This window comes from Aeromonas sp. S9(2024) (assembly GCF_041403185.1).
GTDB classification, from domain to species: domain Bacteria; phylum Pseudomonadota; class Gammaproteobacteria; order Enterobacterales; family Aeromonadaceae; genus Aeromonas; species Aeromonas enteropelogenes.
This window is the reverse complement of sequence record NZ_JBGLRE010000004.1, coordinates 241,821-266,971: the sequence shown is the minus strand read 5'-3', so window position 1 is coordinate 266,971 and position 25,151 is coordinate 241,821. Positions and strand designations below refer to the sequence as shown.

The following is a 25,151-nucleotide window of genomic DNA, read 5'->3' as shown; positions in this document are numbered from 1 at the left end:
AAAGACAAGGCGAGCGGTTCGGTTGAACCCTCGCCCTTTTTGAAGGAGCCGACGTGAAACAGTTTACCTTTCGATTATCTCTGAGCCACGACGAGATCATGTTGATGTACCAGGGCCACGTCAGGCGTCTGGTGGTGGGAACCGAGCAGGGGCTCACCATAGAGATAGGGTTGGAAAAAATCCGCCCCTTTGTCGCTCACTGCGGGGTGTACGGCTATTTTCGCCTGAAAACCCAGGACGATTATCGTTTCATCAGCCTGGAACGCATAAATTAACATTTTTGGAACAGATTACCGACTAGTTATCTCGCTTTTATCACTAACTATCCGGTAATTTTCCGCAAAGGCAGTGAGAATTTCTGTTTTTTTTATCATTGGCAAAATATCTCACAGTTTAAGTCGTGATCTGCCCCCTGTTTTTAACAACTTATTAGCACTATCGCTCGCCTTCCCTTATTCAAGCCATTACACTTCGCAACAACTCTGTACCAGCGGGCAATCAGGGTGATTGCCTCTGCGTCGGTGGTTAATGTCGTCCGATAAGGAATATAAAAATGGCATTGAAAGACGCCCCTACCTCAGTTCTGCTCGAAAACGTTCTCAGCCTGATCAACCAAAAATTGCCCAAAAACAGTGCCTCCCTGGTCGAGCGCTTCGTTGCCAAATTTTACGGCAACATGGCCAGCAGCGACCTGCATGATCGCAACGACAGCGATCTCTACGGGGCGGCACTGAGCCTGTGGAATGCGCTCAACCAGCGCGTCGGTACCGCGCCCTGCATCCGGGTCTACAACCCGGAGCTGACCCGCCACGGTTGGCAATCTCCCCATACCATCGTCGAGATCATCTTGCAGGATGCCCCTTTCCTGGTGGACTCCATCCGCATGGCTCTCAAGCGCCTCAATATCACCGCCCACATGATGCTGCACCAGCCGCTGCACCTTATTCGTGACGGCGAGGGCAAAATCAGCGCCATTCTGGATCTCGACAACACGGATGGGCAGACATCGGTTGAAACAGCCTTCCTCATCGAGATCGACCATCTTACCAGCGAGGCGCAGATGGAGGCCCTGGCCGCCGAGCTCGACTCGGTTGCCGGTGAAGTGGCACTGGCGGTAGGGGACTGGCAGCCCATGCTGGCCAAACTCAACGAGATCATCGATGAGTTACCCAAGCGCAAGCTCCCGGTCAGCAAGGCAGAGGTGGACTCTTGCGTCGCCTTCCTGAAATGGGTTGCCGCCCACAACTTCACCCTGATGGGCTATCGCCGCTATGACGTCAAGGCGGTGGAGGGGGATCACGAGATCCTGCCGCAAGCCAGCTCGAGCCTCGGGCTGATGAAGAACTCCATCAAAGAAGAGGGGCAGCGCCTTGGCACTATGCCGGCCAGCGCCCGTCACGAGGCATTGAGTTCCGATCTGCTGATCCTCACCAAATCCAACAGCAAATCCCGCGTTCATCGTCCGGCCTATGTGGACTACATCGGCATCAAGCGCTTTGACGAGCATGGCAAGGTGATTGGCGAAGACCGCTTCATCGGCCTCTACGCCTCTTCCATCTACAACACCAGTGCGACCCAGATCCCCCTCATCAGCCATCGCCTCGAGCGGATCATGGCCGCCTCCGGATTCGAGAAGGGCTCCCATGCCTACAAGGCGCTACTGAACGTGCTGGAAACCTATCCGCGTGACGAGTTGATCCAGGCCCGTGAAGAGGAGTTGCTGGCCACCGGTCTCGGCGTGCTGGAGATGCAGGAGCGTGACATGCTGCGCCTGTTCGTGCGTCGCGACGTCTACGGCCGTTTCTTCTCCTGCATGGTCTATGTCACCAAGGAGCGTTACAACACGGCGCTGCGAGTCAAAACCCAGCAGATCCTGCAGAAATATTTCGGCAGCAACGAAGAGGTGGAGTTCAACGTCTACTTCACCGAAGGGGTGCTGGCGCGGACTCACTACATAGTGCGGGTCAACAACAACAACGTGGATGTGGATGTGAACGAAGTACAGAACAACCTGATTGAAGCCGCCCGCAGCTGGGACGACAGACTCGACTCCGTGCTGCTCTCCCACTATGGCGAAGCCCGTGGCAACGAACTGCGTCGCCGTTTCAGCGCCGCCTTCCCCCGTGCCTACAAGGAAGACGTGCTGCCGGGTTCTGCCGTCGCCGACATCATGGCGCTGGACAACCTGAGCGAGGCCGAACCGCTGGGCATGCTGTTCTACCGTGCCCAGGAAGAGCAGAACGATCGCCGGGTGCGCCTCAAGCTGTTCCATCGCACCGAGCCCATCCATCTCTCCGATGTCTTGCCCATGCTGGAGAACATGGGGTTGCGGGTTATCGGCGAGACCCCGTATCAGGTCCGTACTCCGGCCGATGAGGTGTTCTGGATCCTCGACTTCTCCATGCTGTTGCACGGCGAGCAGCCGTTCGATCTGGAGCAGAGCCAGCAGCGCTTCCAGGAAGCGTTTGCCGCCATCTGGAACAAGAACCTGGAAGATGACGGCTTCAACCGTCTGGTGCTGGGCGCAGGCCTCACCGGCCGCCAGGTCTCTGTGCTGCGGGCTTATGCCAAGTACATGCGCCAGACCGGGGTCTCCTTCAGCCAGTCCTATATCGAGGAGACGCTGACCCGCTACCCCGACATCGCCCAGTTGCTGTTCACCCTGTTCGAGCAGCGCCTCAATCCTGCCATCACCCAGGATGCCAAAGTGCAGGCGAAGATCCACGAGCAGCTCGCCGCCAAGCTGGATCAGGTCGCCAACCTGGATGACGATCGCATCATTCGCCGCTTCATGGAGATGATCGACGCCACCCTGCGCACCAACTATTACCAGAAGGACAAGGCGGGCAACATCAAGCCCTACATCTCCTTCAAGCTGGCCCCCTCCAGCATTACCGACATGCCGCTGCCGCTGCCCAAGTTCGAGATCTTCGTCTACTCGCCACGGGTGGAAGGGGTTCACTTGCGCTGGGGCAAGGTGGCCCGTGGTGGCCTGCGCTGGTCCGATCGCAAGGAAGACTTCCGCACCGAGGTACTGGGGCTGGTGAAGGCCCAGCAGGTGAAGAACACCGTCATCGTGCCGGTCGGCGCCAAGGGCGGTTTCTACTGCAAGCAGATGCCGGCAGGTGCCCCTCGCGCCGTTATCCAGGAAGAGGGCAAGGCCTGCTATCGCCTGTTTATTCGCGGTCTGCTGGATGTCACCGACAACATCATCGGTGGTGAGGTGATCCCGCCAAAAGACGTGGTTCGCCACGACGAGGATGACTACTACCTGGTAGTCGCCGCCGACAAGGGCACCGCCACCTTCTCCGACATCGCCAACGAAATAAGCCTGGAGTACGGTCACTGGCTGGGCGATGCGTTTGCCTCCGGCGGCTCGGTCGGCTATGACCACAAGAAGATGGGCATCACAGCCCGTGGTGCCTGGGAGTCGGTCAAGCGGCATTTTCGCGAAATCGGCGTCAACTGCCAGACCACCGACTTCACCTGCGTCGGGATCGGCGACATGGCGGGGGACGTGTTCGGCAACGGCATGCTGCTCTCCGAACACACCCAGCTGGTGGGCGCCTTCAACCACATGCACATCTTCATCGACCCGACGCCGGATGCGGCCAGTAGCTTCGTCGAGCGCAAGCGCTTGTTCGAGTTGCCTGGATCGAGCTGGGATGACTACAACCGCGAACTTATTTCGGCAGGGGGCGGCATCTTCCTGCGCTCGGCCAAGTCCATCAAGCTGAGCCCCGAGATCCAGACTCTGCTCGGTACCGACAAGGCCAGCATGGCCCCGAACGAGCTGATCAAGGCGCTGCTCTGCCTGAATGTAGACTTGCTCTGGAATGGCGGCATCGGCACCTATGTGAAGAGCGCCCGCGAGAGCGATGCCGAAGTAGGTGATCGCAGTAACGACGTGCTGCGGGTCAATGGTCGCGATCTGCGAGCCCGCATCGTGGGCGAGGGCGGCAACCTCGGCTTTACCCAGCTGGGCCGGGTGGAGTACGCCAGCCAGGGTGGACGCATCAACACCGACTTCACCGACAACGTGGGCGGCGTGGATTGCTCCGATAACGAGGTCAACATCAAGATCCTGCTGAACCAGCTTGTTGCGGCAGGGGACATGACCCTCAAACAGCGCAACCAGATGCTCTATGAAATGACCGACGACGTGGCGCAAATCGTTATCACTAACGCCTATCGCCAGTCCCAGTCTATCTCGGTCACCAGTTTCCGCGGTGCCGAGCAGCTCAAAGAGCAGCAGCGTTTCATCCAGGGGCTGGAGCGTGAAGGCAAGCTGGATCGGGCGCTGGAATTCCTGCCCTCCGACGAGGAGCTCTCCGAGCGAATGGCGGCCGGGCAGGGGCTGACCCGACCCGAACTGGCGGTGTTGGTAGCCTACGGCAAGATGGTGCTCAAAGAGCAGCTCAATTGCCCCGAGGTGACCGACGAGCCCTTCCTCGCCAACATGCTGGTGACCAGCTTCCCGGCCCAGTTGCAACAGCAGTTCGGCGCGGCCCTTGCCCAGCACCCGCTGCGCGGCGAGATCATCGCGACCCGGGTGGCCAACATGCTGGTCAACGACATGGGCCTCAACTTCGCCAGCCGAATGAAGGACGAGACCGGCGCCTCTTTGGCCGAAGTGGCCTGTTGCTTTGCCATGGCCCGCGAGGTATTCGGTCTCAGCGCCCTGTGGCGCGATATCGAAGCCTGTGACAACCAGGTGGGGGCCGAGACCCAGCTCGAGCTGATGTTCTACAGCCGCCGCATCGTGCGCCGTGCCACCCGCTGGTTCCTGCGCGCCCGTAACCGCAGCTGGAGCATCAGCGAGAATATCGCCTTCTTCCGTCCGGCCTTCGAGACCCTGGCCGAGCACCTCTACGAGGTGATGGACGAGAGCGAAGTGACCGAGCACCGTCAGGTGGTGGCCAAGTGGATGGAGCGCCAGGTGCCCGAGCACATTGCCCGTCAGGTCGCTCATATGAGCAGTCTCTTCTCCAGCCTGGATCTGGCGCAGATTGCCGCGGAGCACAAGACCGACATCCTGCGCGTCGCCAATGTCTACTACCGTCTCGGTGCCAAGCTGGATCTGCACTGGTTCCTCGATCAGATCAACCATCAGCCGGTGGGCAACCACTGGCAGGCGATGGCGCGGGCCTCGTTCCGCGAAGATCTGGACTGGCAGCAACGCAGCCTCACTTCCGTGGTACTGGAAGGGTGCAAAGATCAGGGAGAATGCGCTACCATACTGGCCGACTGGATTTCGGAGCATGAGCAACTCTTGTCCCGTTGGACCCATATGTTGGCCGACTTCAAGACCACGAGCACCCACGAGTTCGCCAAGTTCTCGGTGGCCTTGCGCGAGTTGAACCTGCTCCAGTTGAATTGCCGAGCACTGTAATTGCCAGATCAGGCATAACACCGGCATAACACCCAAAGCCCCGGCCAGTTGCCGGGGCTTTTTTTAAGGAGCAAAGATGTTGTACCCCATCGCCAGGCATTTCCTGTTCAAGCTCAATCCGGAACAGGCACACGATCTCTCCATGAAATATTTGCCCCGCCTTCTCGGTACGCCACTCGATTGTTTCTTCCGTCAGAATTTGCCGAAACGCCCCGTCACCGTCATGGGGCTTTCTTTTGCCAATCCGGTGGGATTGGCGGCAGGTCTGGATAAAGATGGGGAGTGCATTGATGCGTTGGGAGCCATGGGATTTGGCTTTATCGAGGTAGGCACAGTCACCCCCAAACCCCAGAGCGGCAATGACAAACCCCGCTTGTTCCGGGTTATTCCGGCAGAGGGGATCATCAACCGCATGGGTTTCAACAACAAGGGTGTTGACCATCTGGTCGCCAGAGTCAAAGAGGCGAAATATCAGGGGGTGATCGGCATTAATATCGGCAAGAACAAAGATACCCCCATTGAGCAGGGCAAGGATGATTACCTGTTCTGTATGGACAAGGTTTATGACCATGCCGGTTATATTGCCGTCAATATCTCCTCGCCCAATACCCCGGGGTTGCGCCAATTGCAATATGGCGAGGCGCTCGATGAATTGCTGGCTGCTCTCAAGGCTCGCCAGCAGGAGCTGGCGGCCAAATATAAGAAGTATGTGCCGCTGGCTGTAAAAATTGCCCCAGATTTGAGTCTTGATGAAATAGATCAGGTTGCTGCTTCTCTGGTTCGCAATGGCATCGATGGCGTTATCGCGACCAATACCACCCTGGAGCGGGGAATGATCTATGACATGCCCCATGCTGGTGAAGCAGGTGGTCTCAGCGGTCGCCCATTGCAGCACAAGAGCACTGAGGTGATCCGCCACTTGGCAAAGGCTCTCGATGGCGCCCTGCCCATCATTGGGGTAGGGGGGGTGGACAGTGCCATGGCCGCCCGTGAAAAGCTGGCAGCCGGTGCCAGCCTGGTGCAAATTTATAGCGGTTTTATTTATAAAGGCCCGGGGCTGGTTAAAGAAATCGTCGAAAATATATAAGAAATAACCTGGAGCCCTTTATTTGACGTTGCCGATTTTATCTACATGGAATAAAGTCATCAGATGCAATATCAAGAAGGGCTCCCACATGTTTATCCAACCGACCGATAGCTGGCAATGGCACTACGATGCTCAGAATGACCGTCTGATGTTGGAGCTGTCTGATAACATGTTATTTGCCACCGAATATAAGGGGCGGCAATTGGTACCCAATGCATTCACGACTCAGCCTTTTTGTGTCGATGATGCTGCACTTTATTATCAGCTGATGGATAAAGCTGCCGAACTGCAGTGGAGTATTCCTCATCAGGTACAACTGGTACTCAATGCCATCGCCGTCAGTCGATTTTATAAACCCCTGATGCCGCAAAGCTGGTTTTTCAACGAACAACATTCAACCATCTGGCCAATAAATGGTGATTTGGTCTGGATGTGTACACCTCACGGACGTGGCGAGTTCATGGTCATCGAAGCAGGGGAACAGGCCAGCGTCTGTCTGAATTTGACCGATGATTTGATATTGACTACCAGCAAGCAATTGCCCCGTTTTGGGGTGATCAAGGTCATGCATAACCGTATGGTTCCCCGTGTCGTTATGACGGAGCAATACCGTCAGGTTAGTTGAAGGTATTATTGTGCGGTGTCATTAAATAGCCCCAGGTGGCTATTTAATGACACTGTTAGCTAGCCGTGTTCAACCGTGATCTTTCATCTCTCTATTGCAGATATGCTGCGATACTCTTCATGCCGTGTCGTGTTATGACTTGCTGGATTTTTCCTGCCATTCGAGATACCAGTTTTCAACCTGATCGATGGGTAATGGGCGACTGATGTAATAGCCTTGCGCCAATTCGCACCCAAGCAAGGCCAGTTGCTGCCAATCTTCCTGATTTTCCACCCCTTCTGCGACGGTTTTTAACCCCAGTTTCTGACTCATCACGATGGCGGACGTCAATATTGCCAGCTTCTTGGGACTGGTGTGGGCATCGTGAACAAACTCCTTATCTATTTTGATTTCGGTGAAGGGGCAGCGAGATAGTTGCTTCATGGATGAATAACCGGTGCCGTAATCGTCCATGGCAATGCCAAAACCGCGCAACCGCAAGCGTGCCAGGGTGCCGAGCGACATGGCAATATTCGACATGAAGGTGGTTTCAGTAACCTCAATGATGAGGGTTTGACAGGAGAGTTGATGTTCCTGAGCAATCGCGACCATGTTGTCGACCAGCTTGTCGGTAAGCAACAGGGAAACGGGCAGGTTCACCGAGCAACTGAGATCATCAGGCAGGACTGTCATATTGCGCAGCGCCGCACAGGTGTCATGTAAAAAGCGATAGAAGAAGTCCAGCGCCAGGGGGCCTTCTTCCAGATGATGCACGAAGCAGATCGGAGGGAGTAAGCCATGCTCGGGATGACGCCAGCGCACCAGCGCTTCGAAACCAAACAGCCGCGAGTCCACCATGGTGACCTTGGGTTGTAAAAACGGCACAAGTTGACCACTGTTCAGCGCTTGTCGGACATCCTCTGCGGTGAACGATAGCTGCATCCATTTGTTGCTTTCCCGTCGTACCTGGGGGTCGCAATGTCGCAACATATTGCGCAAGTCGTTTTTCTTGAGTGGTTTGGCCAGCACGCCGATCACCTCAAGGGTGCCGGCATCGGCGATGGAGTGAATGACGTCCAGTACATCCCGTTCGACCGCACTCATTACGGCGATAAACATCTGGTAGTTGGTGTCTTTTTCCAAATGGCCGATGAGCTCGACCCCATCCATGCCCGGCATGTTGAGGTCGGTCAGCAGCAGGTCCACATGGTCTATCTGTCGCAGCTTGTTCAGGGCATCCTGACCGTCGCTGGCAACATGGATCTGGCCAAAGCCCAGCTCCTGAAGCAAGCAGGTCACCTCATACTGCTGGGTGCGAGAGTCATCGACCACCAGGGCACAGCGGCCCTTCCATTGCACTAATGGCATAGTTGATCCCCTAGTTAATCTGACAATGTGAGGGTTTGGGCTATCTGCATGAGTGACATCACCTGATCCACCCCACCATGAGCTATCGCCTCTTTAGGCATACCAAATACCACGCAACTTGCTTCATCCTGGGCGATGGTTCGTGCGCCCGCATCGCGCAGCTCTCTCATGCCCCTTGCTCCGTCATCACCCATGCCGGTCATGATGACGCCGGTAGCATTCTGGCCCGCGCTCACGGCGACAGAGCGAAACAAGACATCCACAGAGGGGCAGTGACGGGAGACGGGGGGACCTTCTTTCACCTCCGCCAGATACTGGTTGCCACTGCGCTGGATTAACAGGTGCTTGCCCCCTGGCGCTATCAGGGCCACGCCGGGCAGCAGGCGATCTCCTGTCACGGCTTCTCTGACCTCCAACTGTGAATGATGGTTTAGCCGCTCGGCAAAGGAGGCCGTGAACCGTGCCGGCATATGCTGCACGATGGCGATCCCGGGGCAGGAAGCAGGCAAGCGGGTCAGCAGATACTCCAGCGCCTGGGTGCCTCCCGTCGAGGTGCCGATGGCAATGATCTTGTCTGTGGTGCGAAACCTGGAGTGTTCCGCAGGGGCAGAGAGCACGGCATCGGCGGTATTTTTCGGAGGAACCGCGATGGTGCCGCCACTCTTGTTGCTGGCTGGATTGAGATTGCGCAACTTTGCATGGGCCGCACAGCGGATCTCCTGGATCAGATCATTGGCCCCCTGTTGCAGGAAATCTTTAATTCCTACTCCGGGCTTGGTCACAATGGCAATGGCTCCGGCAGAGAGGGCCTCCAGAGTGATGCTGGCCCCCTCAGCAGTCAGCGACGAGCAGATGATGACCGGGGTCGGCCGCTCGGCCATGATCTTCTTGAGAAACGTCAAGCCATCCATCCTGGGCATTTCGAGATCCAGAATGATGACGTCAGGCCAGACCTTGTTCATCTGTCGCATGGCAAAGATGGGATCGAACGCGGCCCCCATGACCTCGATATCGGGCGCCTTGCCCAGCATCTGGGTCAACACTTCGCGCACCAGCGCAGAGTCATCCACGATCATCACTTTGATTGTCATCATTCGTCCCGGGTGAATTGGCAGCGATAGCGAGAGGTGGCTTCCTGCACCAGCGGAAGATCCGGTTGACGGATAGTCTCCGAATGCCCGATGAGCAGATAACCACCCGGTTTGAGCAGTTCACACAACTGTGACAAAACATGAACCTTGGTCGCTTCATTGAAATAGATGAGCACGTTTCGCAAAAAAATCACGTCAAAGTCCCGCTCGATGAAATCGCGACATCCGAGCAGGTTCAGGTTCGAAAACGAGACTTTCCTGGCCAGCTCCGGCTTGACCCGGATCTTGCCTTCGTACTCGTCGTGGCCACGCTGAAAATAGCGCAGCCACAGATGGGGAGGGACATGCCTGGCCCGTTCGACGGTATAGATGGCGCGCTGGGCAAAGGGAATGACCCGGGTGTTGATATCGGTGGCGTGGATGTCCCAGCGCTCATTGATCCCCAGCTGTTCTGCCAGCACCATGGCGGCGGAGTAGGCCTCCTCGCCGGTAGAGCAGGCGGCAGACCAGACGCGCAGCGGGGCGGGATCTTCTGCCAGGCGTTGCTCTGCGTAGTGCTTCAGCCAACCGAAGTGCGGCATTTCACGAAAAAAATAGGTCTCGTTGGTGGAGAGCAGATTGATGGCGATCTGTCGCTCCTGACGGGCCTGCGGTTGATTGATCCGCTCCCAATAGGCGCGGTAGCTGCCCAGGTGGAGCGTTCGCAAGCGTTTGGCCAGTCTGGATTGCACCAGCGCCCGTTTGCTCGGCGCAAGATCAATACCGGCGGACGCCAGAATAAAGCGGCGAAACAGCTCGAACTCCTGCTGGCTCAAGGTAGGATTAGGACCTGATCCCGGAGTGCCGGGGGGAGGGACCATCAGCACTCTCCCGCTCCCGCATTGAACAGCTGGTTGGTGGCGGCTTCCGCCATGACGCTCAGTTCGCTGATGGAGAGCGCCTTGGGCATATCGAGCAAGATGGCAAAGCGTTGGTCGATGGTAACCACGCCACGAATGAAGTCCCCCCTGATCTGGGTGCCAAAGGTTGGGGCCGGTTCGATGGCCTCTGTGGCTATCTCGAGTACTTCGCATACCGCGTCGAGCAGCATACCGATTTCCTGGGTACCGCCACTGCTGGTGGGTAGCGACAAGATGGCCACGCAGCTGGTGGACTGCAGCTCGGTCTGGCCCCGCCCAAATCGGATAGAGAGATCAATGACCGGCACCACGGCCCCCCGTAGATTGATGATCCCCCTGACAAAGCGCGGCATCATGGGCACCGGAGTCACCCCCTCGAACTCGATGATCTCGCGAATGCAGCCGATATCGACGCCGTACAGTTCCCCCCCGAGCATGAAGGTCACGCAATGAAAATGAGATGCTTCGGCGTCCTGGGCAAGCGTTGCGCACATAGATGGACTCCTAGTAGTTGGTGAACTTGCCATCTTCTGGTTCGCGATCCTGCATCGCTTCATGAAAGTGCGTCAGATCCAGCGGGTTCACTTTGCGGCTCATCCGGCCAGGTGCATGGTAAGTGCCGTGCAAGGGATAGCTTGGCTGACGGTAACCGCTTCGCAAGATAAATTGTTGCATCAATTCTTGCAGTTGCTGGGCCGTTGCACTGAGCTCCTCCGAAGTGGAACTCAGTTCTTCGGCGGAGGCTGCCGACGCCTGCATGCCATCGCTTATCTGGGTGACGGCGATATTGATCTGGGAGACGTTGGCCCGCTGCTCGCGAGAGGCGGAGGCCATCTCCTGCACCAGGGTGGCGGTCTGCTCGATACCGGGCAACATTTCGCGCAGCAGGATCCCCGCCTGCTCGGCCACACCGACCGAACGGCTGGCCAATTCCCCGATCTCCTTGGCCGCGTTTTGCGAGCGCTCGGCCAGCTTGCGCACTTCAGCCGCGACGGTAGCAAATCCTTTGCCGTGCTCACCGGCCCGGGCTGCTTCAATGGCGGCATTGATGGCCAGCAAGTCGGTCTTGTTGGCGATGTCGTTGATCACCGTAATACGCGAGGCAATCTCTTTCATGGCATGCACCATTTCGCCTACCGCCCGGCCGCTTTCGGTAGCGCTGCTGGCCGCCTTGGTGGAGATGTTTTCTGTCACCTTGGCGTTGTCGGCATTCTGGCTCACCGTTGCTGTCATCTCTTCGACGGAGGCACTGGTTTGCTCCACGCTGGAAGCAAGTTCCGATGAGGTCTGGGAAAGGGAGTTTGCCGTGGCGGAGACCTGTTCTGAGGCTGATCCTATGGCCTGTGACATGGCACCCACTTCGCTGAGGGTATCGGAGAGGCGATGGGCCATGCTCTTGATGGCGTAGAGCAGGCTGCTGGTATCATCGGGGCTTAATTTGACCGGGGTTGAGAGATCGCCCTCAGCCACCCTGGCAACAATTTGCACCGTGTAAGAGGGGTCACCGCCGAGCTGGCGCAAGATACTGCGAGTGACCAGCAGTGCCAAGGTCAGACAAACCAGGAGGGCCGTCCCTGAAATCGCGATGAGTAGCTTGAGATTGTCATGATAGCCACTGCGGCTCTCTTCGAGTGAACGGGAGGCAAGCTCTGAATTGATCTCCACCAGTTTGGTCAGCATTGCATCAACGTCATCGAATGCGGGACGACCTTTATCGCTCATCAATCGCAATGCATCCCGCTCTGCCTGTCCATCCGTATTGGAAAGTTGGGTCAGTCGAAGAATATCGGCCGCATACCTCTTGTACGTCGTCCATGTTGCATTGAAGTGGGAGAGCTGTTCGACTTCCTGCGGGTCGAGTTTGCTTTTGCGATACTGTGCCATGGAATCCTGCATTGCCTGTTCGAATTTGTTTAAGTTGGCCAATGCCTCTTCTTTTGATTCGGTATCAATCTCTCCAAAGTAACGATAGAGCGCGCGGTTGTGGTAAATCGCATATCTTCTGGCGTTGGCGAGATCCTTGATAGGCAACAACCGGTCTGCATACATGCCGTCGATCAGGTGCATCATGGTATTGGTGGTGTTGTAACTGATGGCGCTCAATCCCACCAACAACAACATCAGGGTGGAAAATGACAGCACCAGTTTTGTTCTGACCTGCAAGTTGTGGAACCAGTCCATGGTATTGACTCCCTAACGTAGATACTCAATGCCTGATGTTTAACAAGGCGTCATTGTGTTGATGAATGACTTGATGTTCTCTGCGTCTGGCCAATCCGACCAGTTGCGGGACATCCAGAATGAGAGCCGGTTGGCCATTACCCAAAATGGTGGAGCCGCTGACATAACGCAGAGATTTGAACAGCTCGCCCAGCGGTTTGATCACGGCCTGTACTTCCCCGATCAGCCGATCCACCACGATACCGGCGCGGTTGTCCGCATAGTCGACCATCACCACAAATTCGGGCTCGCTTGCCGGTGCGAGACCAAACAGCTCGCGCAGCACGATAAAGGGGACCCACTGTCCGCGGATATTGAGCTGGCGTGCCGGAGTTGCGAGGGCATCCGATGGCAATTCGATGCACTCGACCATCATGTCCAGCGGGATCACCAGTGACGAGTGAGCCACTTCGATACGAAAACCGTCGATGATGGCCAGCGTCAATGGCAGCCTCAGGCGAAACGTGGTGCCTGCCCCTGGCTGGCTTTCGATACTGATCTCTCCACGCAGGGACTCCAGATTGCGTTTGACCACATCCAGACCGACACCACGGCCCGAGATATCGCTGATGCCGGATGCCGTCGAAAAACCGGGTTGAAACAGGAACTGGAATATCTCCTGTTCGCTCAATGCGCTGCCTTCCTGAAGCATGCCCAGGGTCTGCGCCTTGGCCAGTATCTTGTTGCGATCGATGCCGCGACCATCGTCACTGACCTCCACGACAACGGCGCCGGCATCGTGAAACGCGTTCAGGGTGATCACCCCCCGGGGCGCTTTGCCGGCACTGAGACGGTTTTCTTCTGCTTCGATGCCATGGTCGGCGGCATTGCGCACCAGATGCATCAGTGGGTCGGTCAGCTTCTCCACCATGGATTTATCGATATTGGTCTCCGCATTGTTGATGCGCAGGGCGAGTTCCTTGCCGGTTTGCTGGGAGAGCTCATGCACCAGGCGCGGGAAGCGGTTGAATATTTCATTGATGGGGACCATGCGCAGGGCAAGGGCATCATCCCTGATCCCCTCGACCAGGGTGTTGACGGTGGCTACCGACTCGATCAACTCGGGCAAACCTGACTGTTTGGCCTCCAGCGTCGTGCTGGAGGTGGCGATCACCAGTTCGCCTACCCGGTTGATCAAGCGGTCCAGTTTGGCGGCTTCAATGCGGATGTAATGCCCTTCACCGCGCAGAGGTTGCGGTTTGGCTACGGCAGGTGCTTCGGCAAGCGGCTGGTTGTCGCTTGCCGTGGAGGCAAGGGAGGTGTCAGGGCCGGGCTGCACCGCCATTGGCGGTGTCTGGAGAGGCAGGCCATCCGAGATGGCAATCACCTCTTCACGGGTCAGGGCATCGGCTGCTTCCCAGCGCGCCAGCTGGTTTTCGAGGGGTTCATTGCGCCACTTGGCCAGCCGCTCCCCCTCTTTGGCAAATGCCGCCAGATCCTGATGGGGCGTTAACAGGGCAATGATGCTGGCATGGGCTACGAAATCGAAGGTGCTGCGTATGCGTTCGGGGGACTCGGCACTGCGCAGGCCAATCTCGTAACCCAGGAAGCACTCGGTCGGATCGAGCAGCTGCAAGGGGGGCCACTCATGCCAGACTGGCTCAATGAAGTCGATTTGTCCGAGATTGCCGAGATAGCGGATAAATGCCAGCAGATCGAACCCATCCTGATAGAGAGCCGGGTAGAAGCGCAGGGAGAGATGCCATCTGCGCAAGTCTTGCTCTGCCGCCGCAATCGGGGCGGGCAGAGTAGGTGGTTCGGTAGGCAGGTTCTGATGTCCCTGCAATTGGGAAAGCAGTGCCAGGATCTGCTGGGTTTCGTTCTGTGGCAGCTCGGGATTGTGTTCGGCCCCTTGTAGCAGGTCGCGCAGCTGGTCATTACAAGCAAGTAGCAGGTTGATGAGATGTTCATCCAGCCTGAGCTCGCCGCTGCGCAAACGCGTCAACATGTTCTCCATGGCATGGGTGAAGCGAACCAGCATGGTCATCCCCAGCATGCCCGCCGATCCCTTTATGGTATGGGCGGCGCGAAACATCAGGTTGTAGGTATCCGCATTATCCGGATAGGTTTGTCGATCGAGCAGGGCATGTTCAAGGTTGTCACACTGCTCATAGGCCTCTTCAAAAAACAGGGCTCGCGCCTTATTGACATCCATCATCGGTCTCCGCAATGTTCAGCAAGGGCAGAAAGCCCAGCTGTTTCAAGACCAATAGCGCCAGACTCTCTTCTGCCAGTCTTATCTGCAGTTGTTTGCCTTGCTGGTGGGCCTCCTGTTGCAGCAATCCGATGAGCTGGGCACCGCATCCATCCAGTTCCTCCAGTTGACTCAAATCCAGTATGGAAGAGGTAAAATTGAGCATGCTGAACAAGTCGTCTTGCAGATCCTCCAACGTCATGATGGTGAGTTCACCAGTCAGGGTGGCCAGCGTAGGGGTGTGCAGGATATCAAGTTCGAAGCTCATGCCTTCTTCCCTTTCATGGTTGCACCACCTTGTAGATGTGATCGAGCAACGCCAGTGGTTCAAATGGCTTGGTCAACCAGATCCTGGCGCCAGCCTCGAATCCTTCCTGGCGTATTTGCTGCGAGTTTTCCGTTGTCAGCATGATGAAGGGGAGGTAGCGAGTTGCCTCTTGTGCCTTGACCTGTCGGAGCAGAGTCATGCCATCCATGCCAGGCATGTTGAGATCCGAAATGATGAGGTGCACACGCTGCTGCTCAAGGCGAGCCATCGCTTCGTGACCATCATCGGCCTCAAGCACAGAAAACCCGGCGTTTTCCAGTGTCATGGTGATGGTTGCCCTGATGCTTGCGGAGTCATCCACCACGAGGACGGTTTTGGTCATAGGCATATCTGCTCTTTCATGATGAAGGTATTGATTTGCGACTTAATAATTGTTGTTCAATAACCCTGAGTCGGTGATTTTTTAATGTGATAGCACCAGTGTGTTTAGTTGTATTCGGTTTGTTGTCGTCATGCCTGGTGAATGGATGATGTGTTTCGTGTTCCTGTTGAAATGAGACTAAGTCTCATTTATGATTTGTTATAACATAACAAAAGGAGCGGTAATGAAACCTCACATCCACCCCCAATATCGTCAGGTACTGTTTCACGACACAGCGGCTGATGCCTTCTTTCTGGTAGGTTCGACCATCACGAGCGACCGTCGCTACATCTGGAAAGATGGCAAGGAGTACCCCTACGTTGCGCTGGATGTCTCCAGCCAGTCGCACTCTTTCTACACCGGCAAGCAGAAACAGGTCTCGGCAGAGGGCAGTGTGGCCAGATTCAATAAACGCTTTGGTGCTTTCGCCGGCAAGAAGGAGTCCTGACATGCAGGTCGTTTGTTCATTGAAATCTGCGCGAGCGCGTCATCCCGATTGCCAGCTGGTCCGTCGGCGGGGCAAGTTGTTCGTCATTTGCAAAAGCAATCCTCGCTTCAAGGCTCGCATGAAGTGATACCCTCATAACTTTGGGCCCCTGATCCCATTTCGAGTGGACAGGGGTCTTCTCGGTTTTCAAATGGCCATTTTCCCGTCTGCCATCCCGCTGTTTTTCCCGACTTTTACATGCTCCATGCCGCTCTATGAGGTATAATGCGGCACTATTTTTATGGCTTCCCCGTGAGCGTGATGAAAGAATTTTTTGCAACCTGCCCCAAGGGGCTGGAAAACCTGTTGGCCGTCGAGCTGACCAATCTGGGTGCAGAGCAGGTCCGCGAGACCGTGGCCGGCGTCCATTTCTGCGGCGAGCTGGCCATCGGTTACAAGGCCTGTCTGTGGAGCCGTTTTGCCTCCCGCATCGTGCTGGTGCTCTCCGAGTTCCAGATGAACGACGATCTGGACCTCTATCTGGGCGCCCATACCATTCCCTGGGAAGAGCACTTCTCCGGCACCGCCACCATAGCGGTGGATTTCACCGGTACCAATGCCTCCATTCGCAACACCCAGTACGGCGCGCTCAAGATCAAGGACGCCATCGTCGATCGCTTCACCAAGCGTGGTCATGTGCGCCCGGACGTGGATAAGAAATCCCCGGACATTCGCATCATGGCCCATCTGGGCAAGGGCAAGGCCAATATCACGCTGGACTTGTCAGGCCCCGCGCTGCACCAGCGCTTCTATCGTCAGGGCACCGGTGAGGCTCCGCTCAAAGAGAACCTGGCCGCGGCCATGATTGCCCGTAGCGGCTGGGCCGGTGAGCCCATGATGGACCCCATGTGTGGCTCCGGTACGCTGCTGGTGGAAGCTGCCTTTATCGCCGCCGACATGGCACCGGCCCTGCGCCGCGAGCGCTTCGGGTTCGATCGCTGGCTGCAACACGATAGCGAACTGTGGCAGAGCCTGATGATGGAAGCTCAGGTACGTGCCAAGCGTGGCATTCAGCGCTGCGAAACCAAGATGTTTGGTTGCGATGCCGACTCCCGCGTGCTGCTCAAAGCCCGCGACAATGCCAAGGCCGCCGGTGTGGCCCATCTCATCACCTTCAAACAGGCTGATGTCACTGCCCTTGAAAATCCGTTGCCGATGACGGCGGAAGGGGAGACCCGTCAGGTCGGCATGCTGATCTCCAACCCGCCCTATGGCGAGCGTCTTGGTGAGTTCCCGGCTCTGCTGGAAGTGCATCAGGCTCTTGGCGATGCCCTGCGTCGCAGCTTCCAGGGGTGGAAAGTCTCGATCCTTTCTGCATCCCCCGAGCTCTTGAGCTGTCTGCGCCTGCGCGCCGACAAGCAGTATCGTCTGTTCAACGGGGCGCTCGAGTGTCAGCTGCGCAACTACCAGATCGCACTGGACTCCGTGGCCTCCCAAAAAGAGGTGGCGCAGGACTTTGCCAACCGTCTGCGCAAGAATCTGAAGGCCCTTGAGAAGTGGGCGAAGAAAGAGAACCTCGACTGTTACCGTCTGTATGACGCGGACCTGCCGGAGTACAACGCCGCCATCGACCGCTATCAGGACTATCTGGTGGTGCAGGAGTACGCGGCGCCCAAGGACATCCCCGCCCAGAAGACCCGTCAGCGTCTGCTCGACATGGTTCAGGCCGCCATCAAGGTGACCGGCATGGATGGCGAGAAGGTGATCCTGAAGGTGCGCGAGCGTCAGGAGGGCAAGCAGCAGTACCAGAAACTCGGTGAAGAACAGCACCGGATAGAGGTACAGGAGTACGGTGCACGCCTCTGGGTCAACCTCTACGACTATCTGGATACTGGTCTGTTCCTCGATCACCGTCAGACCCGCCGCATGCTGGGCGAGATGGCCCGTGGCAAGCGCTTCCTGAACCTCTTTGCCTACACCGGCAGTGCCACCGTGCACGCGGGCTTGGGCGGCGCCAGCGAAACCACCACGGTGGATATGTCGCGCACCTACCTGAACTGGGCGCAGGACAACATGCGCCTCAACTCGCTGGTGGGTCGCGAACACAAGTTCGTGCAGGCGGACTGCCTGAAGTGGCTCTCCGAGGCGGACGAACAGTTCGATCTCATCTTTATCGATCCGCCTACCTTCTCCAACTCCAAGCGGATGGACGAGAGTTTCGATGTGCAGCGTGACCACCTGCTGCTGATGCAGCACCTCAAACGCCTGCTGGCCGCCGATGGCACCCTGGTCTTCTCCAACAACAAGCGCCACTTCAAGATGGATCTGGCCGGTCTCGAGGCCATCGGCCTCAAGGCCCAGAACATCACCGGCAAGACCCGGCCGAAGGATTTCGAGCGCAACCAGCATATCCATAACTGCTGGATCATCACCCATGCCGAGGCGCAAGGCTGATGCTGACCCTGTTTCACACCGACGGCTGCCACCTGTGCGAACAGGCTTGGGCGCTGGTGGAGCAGGCGGGTATCGCCGCCCAGACCCGCCAGTGCGACATCATGGATGATGCAACCTGGCTCAATGCCTATCGGGTGCGCATTCCGGTCCTGTGCGATGAGACTGGCCGCGAGCTGGGTTGGCCATTCACCCTGGTGGAGTTGCAGGGCTGGCTCGCGCGTCAGGGGTGAGTTTGATGTGACGATAAAACGGGGGCAGGCTCAGTCTGTCGCCCGTTTTTTCATATGAAATAAGGAACGAACATGGCTCTTTTGACATTGCACGGCGGCTGTCTGTCGTTCAGTGATTTTCCATTGCTCGACAAGGCCGAACTGACCATAGAGCGAGGCGAGCGCCTCTGTCTGGTGGGCCGCAACGGGGCGGGCAAATCCACCCTGATGAAGGTCATTGCCGGTGAACTTCCTCTCGATGACGGTCGTCTGGTGTTGCAGCAAGACTTGAAAGTAACCCGTCTCGAGCAGGATCCGCCAGCTTCCAGCGAACTGACCGTTTTCGACTATGCCGCCGAAGGGCTGGCCGGGGTGGGGGAGCTGCTCAAGCAGTATCACCATGTTTCCATGGCGCTGGCGAGCGATCCCTCCGATACCAACATCCGCAAGATGAGCCAGCTGCAGGAGCAGCTCGACTACCAGAATGGCTGGCAGTACGAGACCCGTATCAATCAGGTGCTCACCCTGCTTGGGCTCAATCCGGATGTGACTCTCGACAGCCTCTCCGGCGGCTGGCTGCGCAAGGTGGCACTGGCCCGGGCGCTGGCGTGCGATCCTGATCTGCTGCTCTTGGACGAGCCGACCAACCACCTGGACATCGAAGCCATCAACTGGCTGGAAGAGTTTCTGAAAGATTTCCGTGGCGCCATCGTCTTTATCTCCCACGACCGTGAGTTCATTCACAAGCTGGCGACCCGGATCATCGATCTCGATCGCGGCGTGATCACCTCCTGGCCCGGCAACTACGACGAGTACTTGCAGGGCAAGGAGGAGTGGCTGCGGGTCGAAGAGCTGAAAAACGCCGAATTCGACCGCAAGCTGGCCCAGGAAGAGGTGTGGGTGCGCCAGGGGATCAAGGCGCGCCGGACCCGCAACGAAGGCCGCGTGCGCGCCCTCAAGGCGATGCGCATGGAGCGCACCCAGCGCCGCGAGCTGCAGGGCAAGGCCAAGCTGCAACTGGACGAGGCGGGACGCTCCGGCAAGCTGGTGTTTGAAGCCGAAGGGCTGGGTCTCGATTTTGGGGATCGCACCCTGTTCCAGGGGCTGGATCTGCAGGTGCTGCGTGGCGACAAGATTGCCCTGGTCGGCCCCAACGGATGCGGCAAGTCCACACTGATCAAGCTGCTGCTCGGCCAGATCGACGCCACGCGCGGTTCGGTGCGCCAGGGCACCAACCTGGAAGTGGCCTATTTTGACCAGTACCGCGAGCAGCTCGATCCCGAGAAGACGGTGGTGGACAACGTGGGGGAGGGCAAGCAGGAGGTGATGGTGCGCGGCCGCTCTCGCCATATTCTGGGTTACCTGCAGGACTTCCTGTTTGAGCCCAAACGGGCCCGCACGCCGGTCAAAGCGCTCTCCGGTGGCGAGAAGAACCGGCTGCTACTGGCCAAGCTGTTCCTCAAGCCCAGCAACCTGCTGATCCTCGATGAACCGACCAACGATCTCGACGTCGAGACCTTGGAGTTACTCGAAGAGCTGCTGGCGGACTACCCCGGCACCCTGCTGCTGGTGAGTCACGATCGTCGCTTTATTGACAACACAGTCACCGGCTGCTGGCTGTTTGAAGGGGACGGCCGCATCAGCGACTATGTTGGTGGCTATGCCGACATGATGGCCACCCGGGCCCAGCAACAGGCGGCACAACAGGCCAAAAGCACCCCGAGCAAGGCCCCCGAGCCCGTGGCGGTGAGTGAAACGCCGAAGAAGAGCAAGAAGCTCTCCTACAAATTGCAGCTGGAGCTGGATGGTTTGCCCGCTCGTCTCGAGCAGCTGGAAGCGGAGCTGGAGGCCCTGCAAGGGGAGATCAACCAGCCCGGATTCTTCTCCCTGCCTAGCGATCAAACCCAGCCGAAACTGGATGCCCTGAATGCGGCAGAGGCGGCACTGGAAGAGGCGTTTGCCCGTTGGGAAGAGCTGGAAGGACTCAAAAATCAGGAGTAAGTTCCCTGTAATTAAAACTTAATCCAGTTCAGTGTCTTGTGTCACACAGGGCGGTTAGTCTGGCAGTTTTTGTTTGACCGGCCCTGTTCACTGGGGTAAAGATGAAAGCGACCGATGGAAAATTGGTCGCTTTTTTTGTTCCACGAAGAGGGTCGTAGATGATGAAGAGACAGAAACGGGACCGTCTGGAGAGAGCTCGTGCTCGTGGTTATCAGGCTGGCGTTGTCGGCAAACAGAAAGAAGCGTGTCCGTATCAATGCCTGGATGCCCGCGGGCACTGGCTTGGAGGTTGGCGTGAAGCCATGGAAGGGCGGGGCTCAGGCCTCTTCATGAAGTAACCGGTACTTCATCACTCATGACAAAAGGAAAGGGGCCATCGAGGCCCCTTTGCGTTGCAGTTCATCATCTGTTTTTGCAGATCAGAATGCGGTGGTGTCCTTGAACAGGCCCACTTTCAGGTCGGTTGCGCTGTAGATCGGACGACCATCCACCTCGACCACGCCATCGGCGATACCCATCACCAGCTTGCGGTTGATCACGCGCTTGAAGGTGATCTTGTAGGTCACTTTCTTGGCGGTCGGCAGGATCTGGCCAGTGAACTTCACTTCACCCACACCCAGCGCACGGCCCTTGCCCGGGCCGCCTTTCCAGCCGAGGAAGAAGCCGACCAACTGCCACATGGCATCCAGGCCCAGGCAACCAGGCATCACGGGATCCCCCGGGAAGTGGCAGTCGAAGAACCAGAGATCCGGCGTAATGTCGAGCTCTGCCAGGATCTCGCCCTTGCCATGCTCACCGCCGTGGTCGTTGATCTTGACGATGCGATCCATCATCAACATGTTGGGGGCGGGCAGCTGACTGTTACCCTCACCAAATAATTCGCCACGGCTGCAAGCGAGCAGCTCTTCACGAGTAAAAGACTCTTTGCCCTGTTCGCACAGAGAAAGGCGGGCTTCCATGGTGGTATTGTCTGGGGTCACGCTGTATATCCTTCAAGTGGGTCAAAGCGGGGCCAATTTAGCGTACAGTTGTGCGCTAAACAACTCCGATCACTTCATTACCTGTCCAGCAGCCGTGCCAGCAGGGAGCGCAGCCCGGTGGGCTTGACGCTGGTGCCATTCAATTCATCCAACCGCTCCTGAATGCGGCCAAACAGGGTATCCGGCATATCCGGCTCGCCGGCCACGCACCCTGTCAGCAGCTCGATGGCCTCCTCCACATGATCCACCGGATGGATATGGAATTGGCCTGCTTCCACTGCGGCTATCACTTCATCGGAGAGGTTCAGCTGCTGGGTATTGGTGCCCGGCAGAATGATCCCTTGTTTGCCGGTGAGACCGTGGATCTGGCACACCCGGAAGAAACCTTCGATCTTCTCGTTGACGCCCCCCACCGCCTGCACATTGCCAAACTGATCGACGGCGCCGGTCACCGCGAAGTGTTGGTAGATGGGCTGGCGGGCGAGGGCAGAGAGCAGGGCGCACAGACCGGTGAGAGAGGCGCTGTCGCCGTCAATCTCGTGATAGGACTGCTCGAACACCAGATTGGCCGACAGCGGCGAGGGGTTCTCGGCACCAAATTTGTTGGAGAGATAACCGTGGATGATCATCATCGCCTTGGCATGGATATGGCCGGCCAGTTCAGCCTTGCGCTCGATATCCGCCACATCGCCATCCCCCAGATGCACTGTGGCGGTGAGGCGCACCGGTTCACCGAAATCATACGGGTGGCCCGAGACCTGGATGACGGAGAGGCCGTTGATCTGGCCTATCTCTTCGCCATCGGTTTGCAACAGGATCTGGCCATCGATAACCCCTTGATCTGATTGTTCAACCAGGTAGTTGAGGCGGTAATCCTGTTCCTCCAGCGCGCCGCGAATATGGGCATCGGTGACTACTTCCGACTCCAGCTCCCGAGCCAGGCTGTCCGACATGCGCATGATGGCGGAGAGCTGTATCTCGGACAGGGAGAGCCACTCCTGATGATCGCACAGGCGGCTGGCATGACGACAAATGGCGGCGAGGGCGGCCGGAGTGAAATCCAGCAGGTTCCAGCGCTGGCGCAGCCAGGCCAGATATTGCAAGAATTCGGGCAGTTGCTCCTCGATATTGACCTCGGAAACCAGATCGGCGCGCAGGAAGATACGCTCCGACATGTCCCGGTCCAGCATCTGGAATTCCGCCACATCGAGGCGATCCCCTACCAGGATCAGCTTGAGCTTGAGCGGGGTCGCTTCCGGGGTGAAGAAGGGGGTCAGGGTTTTGCCTTCCTGATAGGCAATCCAGTCCAGCTCGCCTTTTTGCATGGCATTTTTCAGCTTGAACCAGAGGTGAGGCTGATCGAGCAACTCGTCCAGCTGCAGGATGAGATAACCACCATTGGCCTGGCGCAGCAGACCAGGTTCCAGCAGATGCTGGTTGGCATAGACGGAGCCCTGCTCGGTCTGGTAGTTGATGGAACCGAACAGGGTATCCCAGTTGAGATCCCGCCCGTAAATGATCGGCGCCTGCTGATCTTCGTGATGGATCAGCAAATTGATCAGCACGGGATGCTGGAACTCCAGCCCCAGGGCGACGTGAGCGGCGAGATCGGTCAGGAAGTCATCAATCTTGGGATCGTTGTTCTGCTTGCGCATGATGCGGGTCACCAGACGCTCGGCGTCCAGATGGTGGCTCATCAACTTGAGCAGTTCACCCACCATCTCACAGAATTCGATGCCGGTTCCTGGTTGCAGCCGCAGCCAGATGGGCTTGAACGGGTTGTTGAGGTTTTCGGTATAGCAGAGATCGAACAGGTCGCCATCCTTGCCGTTGGAATCGGCAATCAGCGTCTGGCAGACCCCTTCATAATCGGCACCGGGAAAGCCGTTGAGCAGCATGACCGGGCAATCACCATCGAAACTGGCCAACCGTTTGACCGCCGAAATGGCTCTGGGTTGCAGAGCCGCAAAGGGGATGGGTTCAAGCTCACTGAGCATGGAAAACTGTTCAATTGCAAAAGCGGGTTTTAGTTGTTCTGATGTTAATTCAGCCACTTAAGACATCCGGTCGAAAAATAGGATCAATTGTTGCCATTATACACAGTTCAACTAGTGGTGACAGGAAACAAGGAGCCTGTTTATAGGCTCCTTGTTTCCTGCTGCATTAGGGTATGCAATTGATTTTTAGGCGCAAAATTCAGATCTTGGCACCGTGCTCGAAGGCTATGGCAACAGCCAGCGGGTGCTGCGATGACGTGATACCATCCAGCTTGTCAACAAGGAGGCCACACCGCTTAGGGTGACCCATAGCGGGATCGCCCATACAGGGTTGCCTTCTTGCAGCATGGTGTAGTTTTTTAGCGGCCACAGGAAGATAGGGTGTAGTAGATAGATACCCAGACTGTGTTGACTGATGACGTTCACGCCTTGCTGCCAAGACAAGGGCAATCTGGTGGCCCAGGTTCGTGCCAGGACAAATATCATGCTGGCGATCACCACGACATTGAGGGTCTTGTAGGAAAACCATAGCCCCACGCTGTACTCGCCCTGGGCAAGACTTAATGCGACCACTTCACTGACAGTGAGATAGAGAGCCCCCAATCCGGACAGTGTCAAAAGCAGCAGGCTCCATCGGTTGCTCGGCCACTTGTGGTACAACAGATAACCCAGTGGCAAATACCCGGAAAACAGCCACAAATCGTTGCTCCATAGCCCATCAACACCAAGCAGGAACAGGGTCGTTGTGATGAGCCACGGCACAACCAACCAGTAGAGGAGGGGATCACCCCAGCGCTTGACGCCCCATTGCAGAAACGGGATCACTAGATAAAGCGGGATGAAATAATAGAAAAATCCGAGATGGTAATAAGTTGCCTCTTGCGGGCTGGCGAGCAGGGTTTGCCAGGCCGTGCCGCCCTCAAAGCCACTGGTGCTCCATCCCGATAACCATGCATAGAACAGCGACCATACGACAAACGGGATAACTACTTTCCCCAGTCGACGCCGCACATAGTAGCGAAGATCAAATGGGCGCCGATCGCTTAGCATCAGCGCGCCGCTAATCAGAATAAATATGGGCACGGCCCAACGGCTCGCGCCGTTGATGGCAACTGCGGTCACCCATTGATTAAACGGTATCGTGCCGAGCGAGTCGCAATAGGTGGCGACTACATGGATGGCGATCACCGCAACAGCGGCCATCACTCGCAATAAACTGAAGAAAAAGACACGCTGCTGCATTTCTGTTCCTGTTTATGGGGGATGTGATATGGGTGAAGGCCAAATGTCATCATCCTGTGCCCATTGGCCGCATGATTGGACTGACTTGGCGTGTGATAAGAGCAAGAAGAGAAAATGGAGGGCTCGACGGAGTAGAGATCGTCGAAATGGTGCACGCCTGAATCGGCCATCACAGCGTGCAGGGGAACATAAAGTCGGGTTCTGGGATGACGGGTGACAAGCCACAGTTGCAGAAGAGCCAGCAGGAATGGACTTGCACCGGTTACCCATAGTCATCCCGTTTGCGGTAGAAAATAC

At 57.1% G+C, this 25,151-nt stretch carries 21 protein-coding genes; 10 read left to right on the top strand and 11 right to left on the bottom strand.

Annotated features, from left to right (window positions below; all coding sequences use genetic code 11):
• Nucleotides 1–53: 53 nt before the first annotated feature.
• From ACB028_RS09530 to ACB028_RS09515, 4 genes are all read left to right on the top strand, one after another.
• Nucleotides 54–275, top strand: a complete 222-nt coding sequence (locus ACB028_RS09530; RefSeq protein WP_371144146.1) for a DUF2835 family protein — start codon at nt 54–56, stop codon at nt 273–275.
• A gap of 278 nt (nt 276–553) precedes the next feature.
• Entirely contained in the window at nt 554–5,392 is a 4,839-nt protein-coding gene (locus ACB028_RS09525; RefSeq protein ID WP_371144145.1) for an NAD-glutamate dehydrogenase, read from the top strand.
• A 76-nt stretch (nt 5,393–5,468) separates the two neighbouring features.
• Nucleotides 5,469–6,479, top strand: coding sequence for a quinone-dependent dihydroorotate dehydrogenase (pyrD, locus tag ACB028_RS09520; protein WP_225632415.1), 1,011 nt, complete (start codon nt 5,469–5,471; stop codon nt 6,477–6,479).
• A gap of 88 nt (nt 6,480–6,567) precedes the next feature.
• Entirely contained in the window at nt 6,568–7,104 is a 537-nt protein-coding gene (locus tag ACB028_RS09515; RefSeq protein ID WP_371144171.1) for a cell division protein ZapC, read from the top strand.
• Nucleotides 7,105–7,236: 132 nt separating this feature from the next.
• Here ACB028_RS09515 and ACB028_RS09510 read toward each other — a convergent pair whose 3' ends face one another.
• From ACB028_RS09510 to ACB028_RS09475, 8 genes are read right to left on the bottom strand one after another with little or no spacing between them, the layout of a single operon-like run.
• Nucleotides 7,237–8,451 carry an EAL domain-containing protein gene (locus tag ACB028_RS09510; protein WP_026456956.1) on the bottom strand — a complete coding sequence of 405 codons (1,215 nt, stop codon included), beginning with the start codon at nt 8,449–8,451 and terminating at the stop codon, nt 7,237–7,239.
• Nucleotides 8,452–8,465: 14 nt separating this feature from the next.
• Nucleotides 8,466–9,545, bottom strand: a complete 1,080-nt coding sequence (locus tag ACB028_RS09505; protein ID WP_371144144.1) for a chemotaxis response regulator protein-glutamate methylesterase — start codon at nt 9,543–9,545, stop codon at nt 8,466–8,468.
• A complete protein-coding gene (locus tag ACB028_RS09500) occupies nt 9,542–10,402 on the bottom strand; it encodes a protein-glutamate O-methyltransferase CheR (protein WP_042069366.1) in 861 nt (286 codons plus the stop codon). Before ACB028_RS09500 ends, ACB028_RS09505 begins: the two co-directional genes overlap by 4 nt.
• The gene (locus ACB028_RS09495; protein WP_082037491.1) at nt 10,402–10,935 is read right to left on the bottom strand and encodes a chemotaxis protein CheW; all 534 of its coding nucleotides are present in this window, start codon (nt 10,933–10,935) and stop codon (nt 10,402–10,404) included. Before ACB028_RS09495 ends, ACB028_RS09500 begins: the two co-directional genes overlap by 1 nt.
• 10 nt (nt 10,936–10,945) lie before the next feature.
• Nucleotides 10,946–12,622: a methyl-accepting chemotaxis protein gene (locus ACB028_RS09490; RefSeq protein WP_371144143.1), complete on the bottom strand. Its 1,677-nt coding sequence runs from the start codon at nt 12,620–12,622 to the stop codon at nt 10,946–10,948.
• A gap of 25 nt (nt 12,623–12,647) precedes the next feature.
• Complete coding sequence (locus tag ACB028_RS09485; RefSeq protein WP_224212374.1) at nt 12,648–14,819, bottom strand: chemotaxis protein CheA; 2,172 nt, start codon at nt 14,817–14,819, stop codon at nt 12,648–12,650.
• Nucleotides 14,803–15,123: a lipid asymmetry maintenance protein MlaB gene (locus ACB028_RS09480; protein WP_371144142.1), complete on the bottom strand. Its 321-nt coding sequence runs from the start codon at nt 15,121–15,123 to the stop codon at nt 14,803–14,805. The genes ACB028_RS09485 and ACB028_RS09480 overlap by 17 nt, the downstream gene beginning before the upstream one ends.
• A 13-nt stretch (nt 15,124–15,136) precedes the next feature.
• Entirely contained in the window at nt 15,137–15,511 is a 375-nt protein-coding gene (locus ACB028_RS09475; RefSeq protein ID WP_371144141.1) for a response regulator, read from the bottom strand.
• A gap of 217 nt (nt 15,512–15,728) precedes the next feature.
• On the opposite strand from ACB028_RS09475, the gene ACB028_RS09470 reads away from it, so the two are divergent.
• From ACB028_RS09470 to rmf, 6 genes are all read left to right on the top strand, one after another.
• The gene (locus tag ACB028_RS09470) at nt 15,729–15,992 is read left to right on the top strand and encodes a type B 50S ribosomal protein L31 (protein WP_042069372.1); all 264 of its coding nucleotides are present in this window, start codon (nt 15,729–15,731) and stop codon (nt 15,990–15,992) included.
• Nucleotide 15,993: 1 nt separating this feature from the next.
• A complete protein-coding gene (gene ykgO, locus ACB028_RS09465; RefSeq protein ID WP_005336596.1) occupies nt 15,994–16,119 on the top strand; it encodes a type B 50S ribosomal protein L36 in 126 nt (41 codons plus the stop codon).
• A gap of 137 nt (nt 16,120–16,256) precedes the next feature.
• A complete protein-coding gene (rlmKL, locus tag ACB028_RS09460) occupies nt 16,257–18,425 on the top strand; it encodes a bifunctional 23S rRNA (guanine(2069)-N(7))-methyltransferase RlmK/23S rRNA (guanine(2445)-N(2))-methyltransferase RlmL (RefSeq protein WP_371144140.1) in 2,169 nt (722 codons plus the stop codon).
• Nucleotides 18,425–18,655: a glutaredoxin family protein gene (locus tag ACB028_RS09455; RefSeq protein ID WP_371144139.1), complete on the top strand. Its 231-nt coding sequence runs from the start codon at nt 18,425–18,427 to the stop codon at nt 18,653–18,655. The genes rlmKL and ACB028_RS09455 overlap by 1 nt, the downstream gene beginning before the upstream one ends.
• Nucleotides 18,656–18,727: 72 nt before the next feature.
• A complete protein-coding gene (locus tag ACB028_RS09450; protein WP_371144138.1) occupies nt 18,728–20,635 on the top strand; it encodes an ABC transporter ATP-binding protein in 1,908 nt (635 codons plus the stop codon).
• Between the two features lie 158 nt (nt 20,636–20,793).
• Nucleotides 20,794–20,973, top strand: a complete 180-nt coding sequence (gene rmf / locus ACB028_RS09445; RefSeq protein WP_185378225.1) for a ribosome modulation factor — start codon at nt 20,794–20,796, stop codon at nt 20,971–20,973.
• A gap of 81 nt (nt 20,974–21,054) precedes the next feature.
• On the opposite strand, the gene fabA is transcribed toward rmf, so the two are convergent.
• The 3 genes from fabA to ACB028_RS09430 form a co-directional block, all read right to left on the bottom strand.
• Complete coding sequence (gene fabA, locus ACB028_RS09440) at nt 21,055–21,594, bottom strand: 3-hydroxyacyl-[acyl-carrier-protein] dehydratase FabA (RefSeq protein WP_197460150.1); 540 nt, start codon at nt 21,592–21,594, stop codon at nt 21,055–21,057.
• A gap of 98 nt (nt 21,595–21,692) precedes the next feature.
• Nucleotides 21,693–23,669, bottom strand: coding sequence for a Lon protease family protein (locus ACB028_RS09435; protein WP_371144137.1), 1,977 nt, complete (start codon nt 23,667–23,669; stop codon nt 21,693–21,695).
• A 168-nt stretch (nt 23,670–23,837) separates the two neighbouring features.
• Nucleotides 23,838–24,854, bottom strand: coding sequence for an acyltransferase (locus ACB028_RS09430; protein ID WP_223377680.1), 1,017 nt, complete (start codon nt 24,852–24,854; stop codon nt 23,838–23,840).
• Between the last annotated feature and the right edge of the window lie 297 nt (nt 24,855–25,151).

What these genes read in the sequence shown, in the direction of transcription:
- ACB028_RS09455 (WP_371144139.1), top strand. Translation starts at nt 18,425, where the DNA reads ATGCTGACCCTGTTTCACACCGACGGCTGCCACCTGTGCGAACAGGCT.
- ACB028_RS09500 (WP_042069366.1), bottom strand. Translation starts at nt 10,402, where the DNA reads ATGGTCCCTCCCCCCGGCACTCCGGGATCAGGTCCTAATCCTACCTTG.
- ACB028_RS09505 (WP_371144144.1), bottom strand. Translation starts at nt 9,545, where the DNA reads ATGATGACAATCAAAGTGATGATCGTGGATGACTCTGCGCTGGTGCGC.
- ACB028_RS09510 (WP_026456956.1), bottom strand. Translation starts at nt 8,451, where the DNA reads ATGCCATTAGTGCAATGGAAGGGCCGCTGTGCCCTGGTGGTCGATGAC.
- ACB028_RS09525 (WP_371144145.1), top strand. Translation starts at nt 554, where the DNA reads ATGGCATTGAAAGACGCCCCTACCTCAGTTCTGCTCGAAAACGTTCTC.
- ACB028_RS09475 (WP_371144141.1), bottom strand. Translation starts at nt 15,511, where the DNA reads ATGCCTATGACCAAAACCGTCCTCGTGGTGGATGACTCCGCAAGCATC.
- rlmKL (WP_371144140.1), top strand. Translation starts at nt 16,257, where the DNA reads ATGCGGCACTATTTTTATGGCTTCCCCGTGAGCGTGATGAAAGAATTT.
- ACB028_RS09490 (WP_371144143.1), bottom strand. Translation starts at nt 12,622, where the DNA reads ATGGACTGGTTCCACAACTTGCAGGTCAGAACAAAACTGGTGCTGTCA.
- ACB028_RS09450 (WP_371144138.1), top strand. Translation starts at nt 18,728, where the DNA reads ATGGCTCTTTTGACATTGCACGGCGGCTGTCTGTCGTTCAGTGATTTT.
- ACB028_RS09495 (WP_082037491.1), bottom strand. Translation starts at nt 10,935, where the DNA reads ATGTGCGCAACGCTTGCCCAGGACGCCGAAGCATCTCATTTTCATTGC.
- ACB028_RS09515 (WP_371144171.1), top strand. Translation starts at nt 6,568, where the DNA reads ATGTTTATCCAACCGACCGATAGCTGGCAATGGCACTACGATGCTCAG.
- fabA (WP_197460150.1), bottom strand. Translation starts at nt 21,594, where the DNA reads ATGGAAGCCCGCCTTTCTCTGTGCGAACAGGGCAAAGAGTCTTTTACT.
- ACB028_RS09430 (WP_223377680.1), bottom strand. Translation starts at nt 24,854, where the DNA reads ATGCAGCAGCGTGTCTTTTTCTTCAGTTTATTGCGAGTGATGGCCGCT.
- ACB028_RS09485 (WP_224212374.1), bottom strand. Translation starts at nt 14,819, where the DNA reads ATGATGGATGTCAATAAGGCGCGAGCCCTGTTTTTTGAAGAGGCCTAT.
- pyrD (WP_225632415.1), top strand. Translation starts at nt 5,469, where the DNA reads ATGTTGTACCCCATCGCCAGGCATTTCCTGTTCAAGCTCAATCCGGAA.
- ACB028_RS09470 (WP_042069372.1), top strand. Translation starts at nt 15,729, where the DNA reads ATGAAACCTCACATCCACCCCCAATATCGTCAGGTACTGTTTCACGAC.
- ykgO (WP_005336596.1), top strand. Translation starts at nt 15,994, where the DNA reads ATGCAGGTCGTTTGTTCATTGAAATCTGCGCGAGCGCGTCATCCCGAT.
- ACB028_RS09480 (WP_371144142.1), bottom strand. Translation starts at nt 15,123, where the DNA reads ATGAGCTTCGAACTTGATATCCTGCACACCCCTACGCTGGCCACCCTG.
- rmf (WP_185378225.1), top strand. Translation starts at nt 20,794, where the DNA reads ATGATGAAGAGACAGAAACGGGACCGTCTGGAGAGAGCTCGTGCTCGT.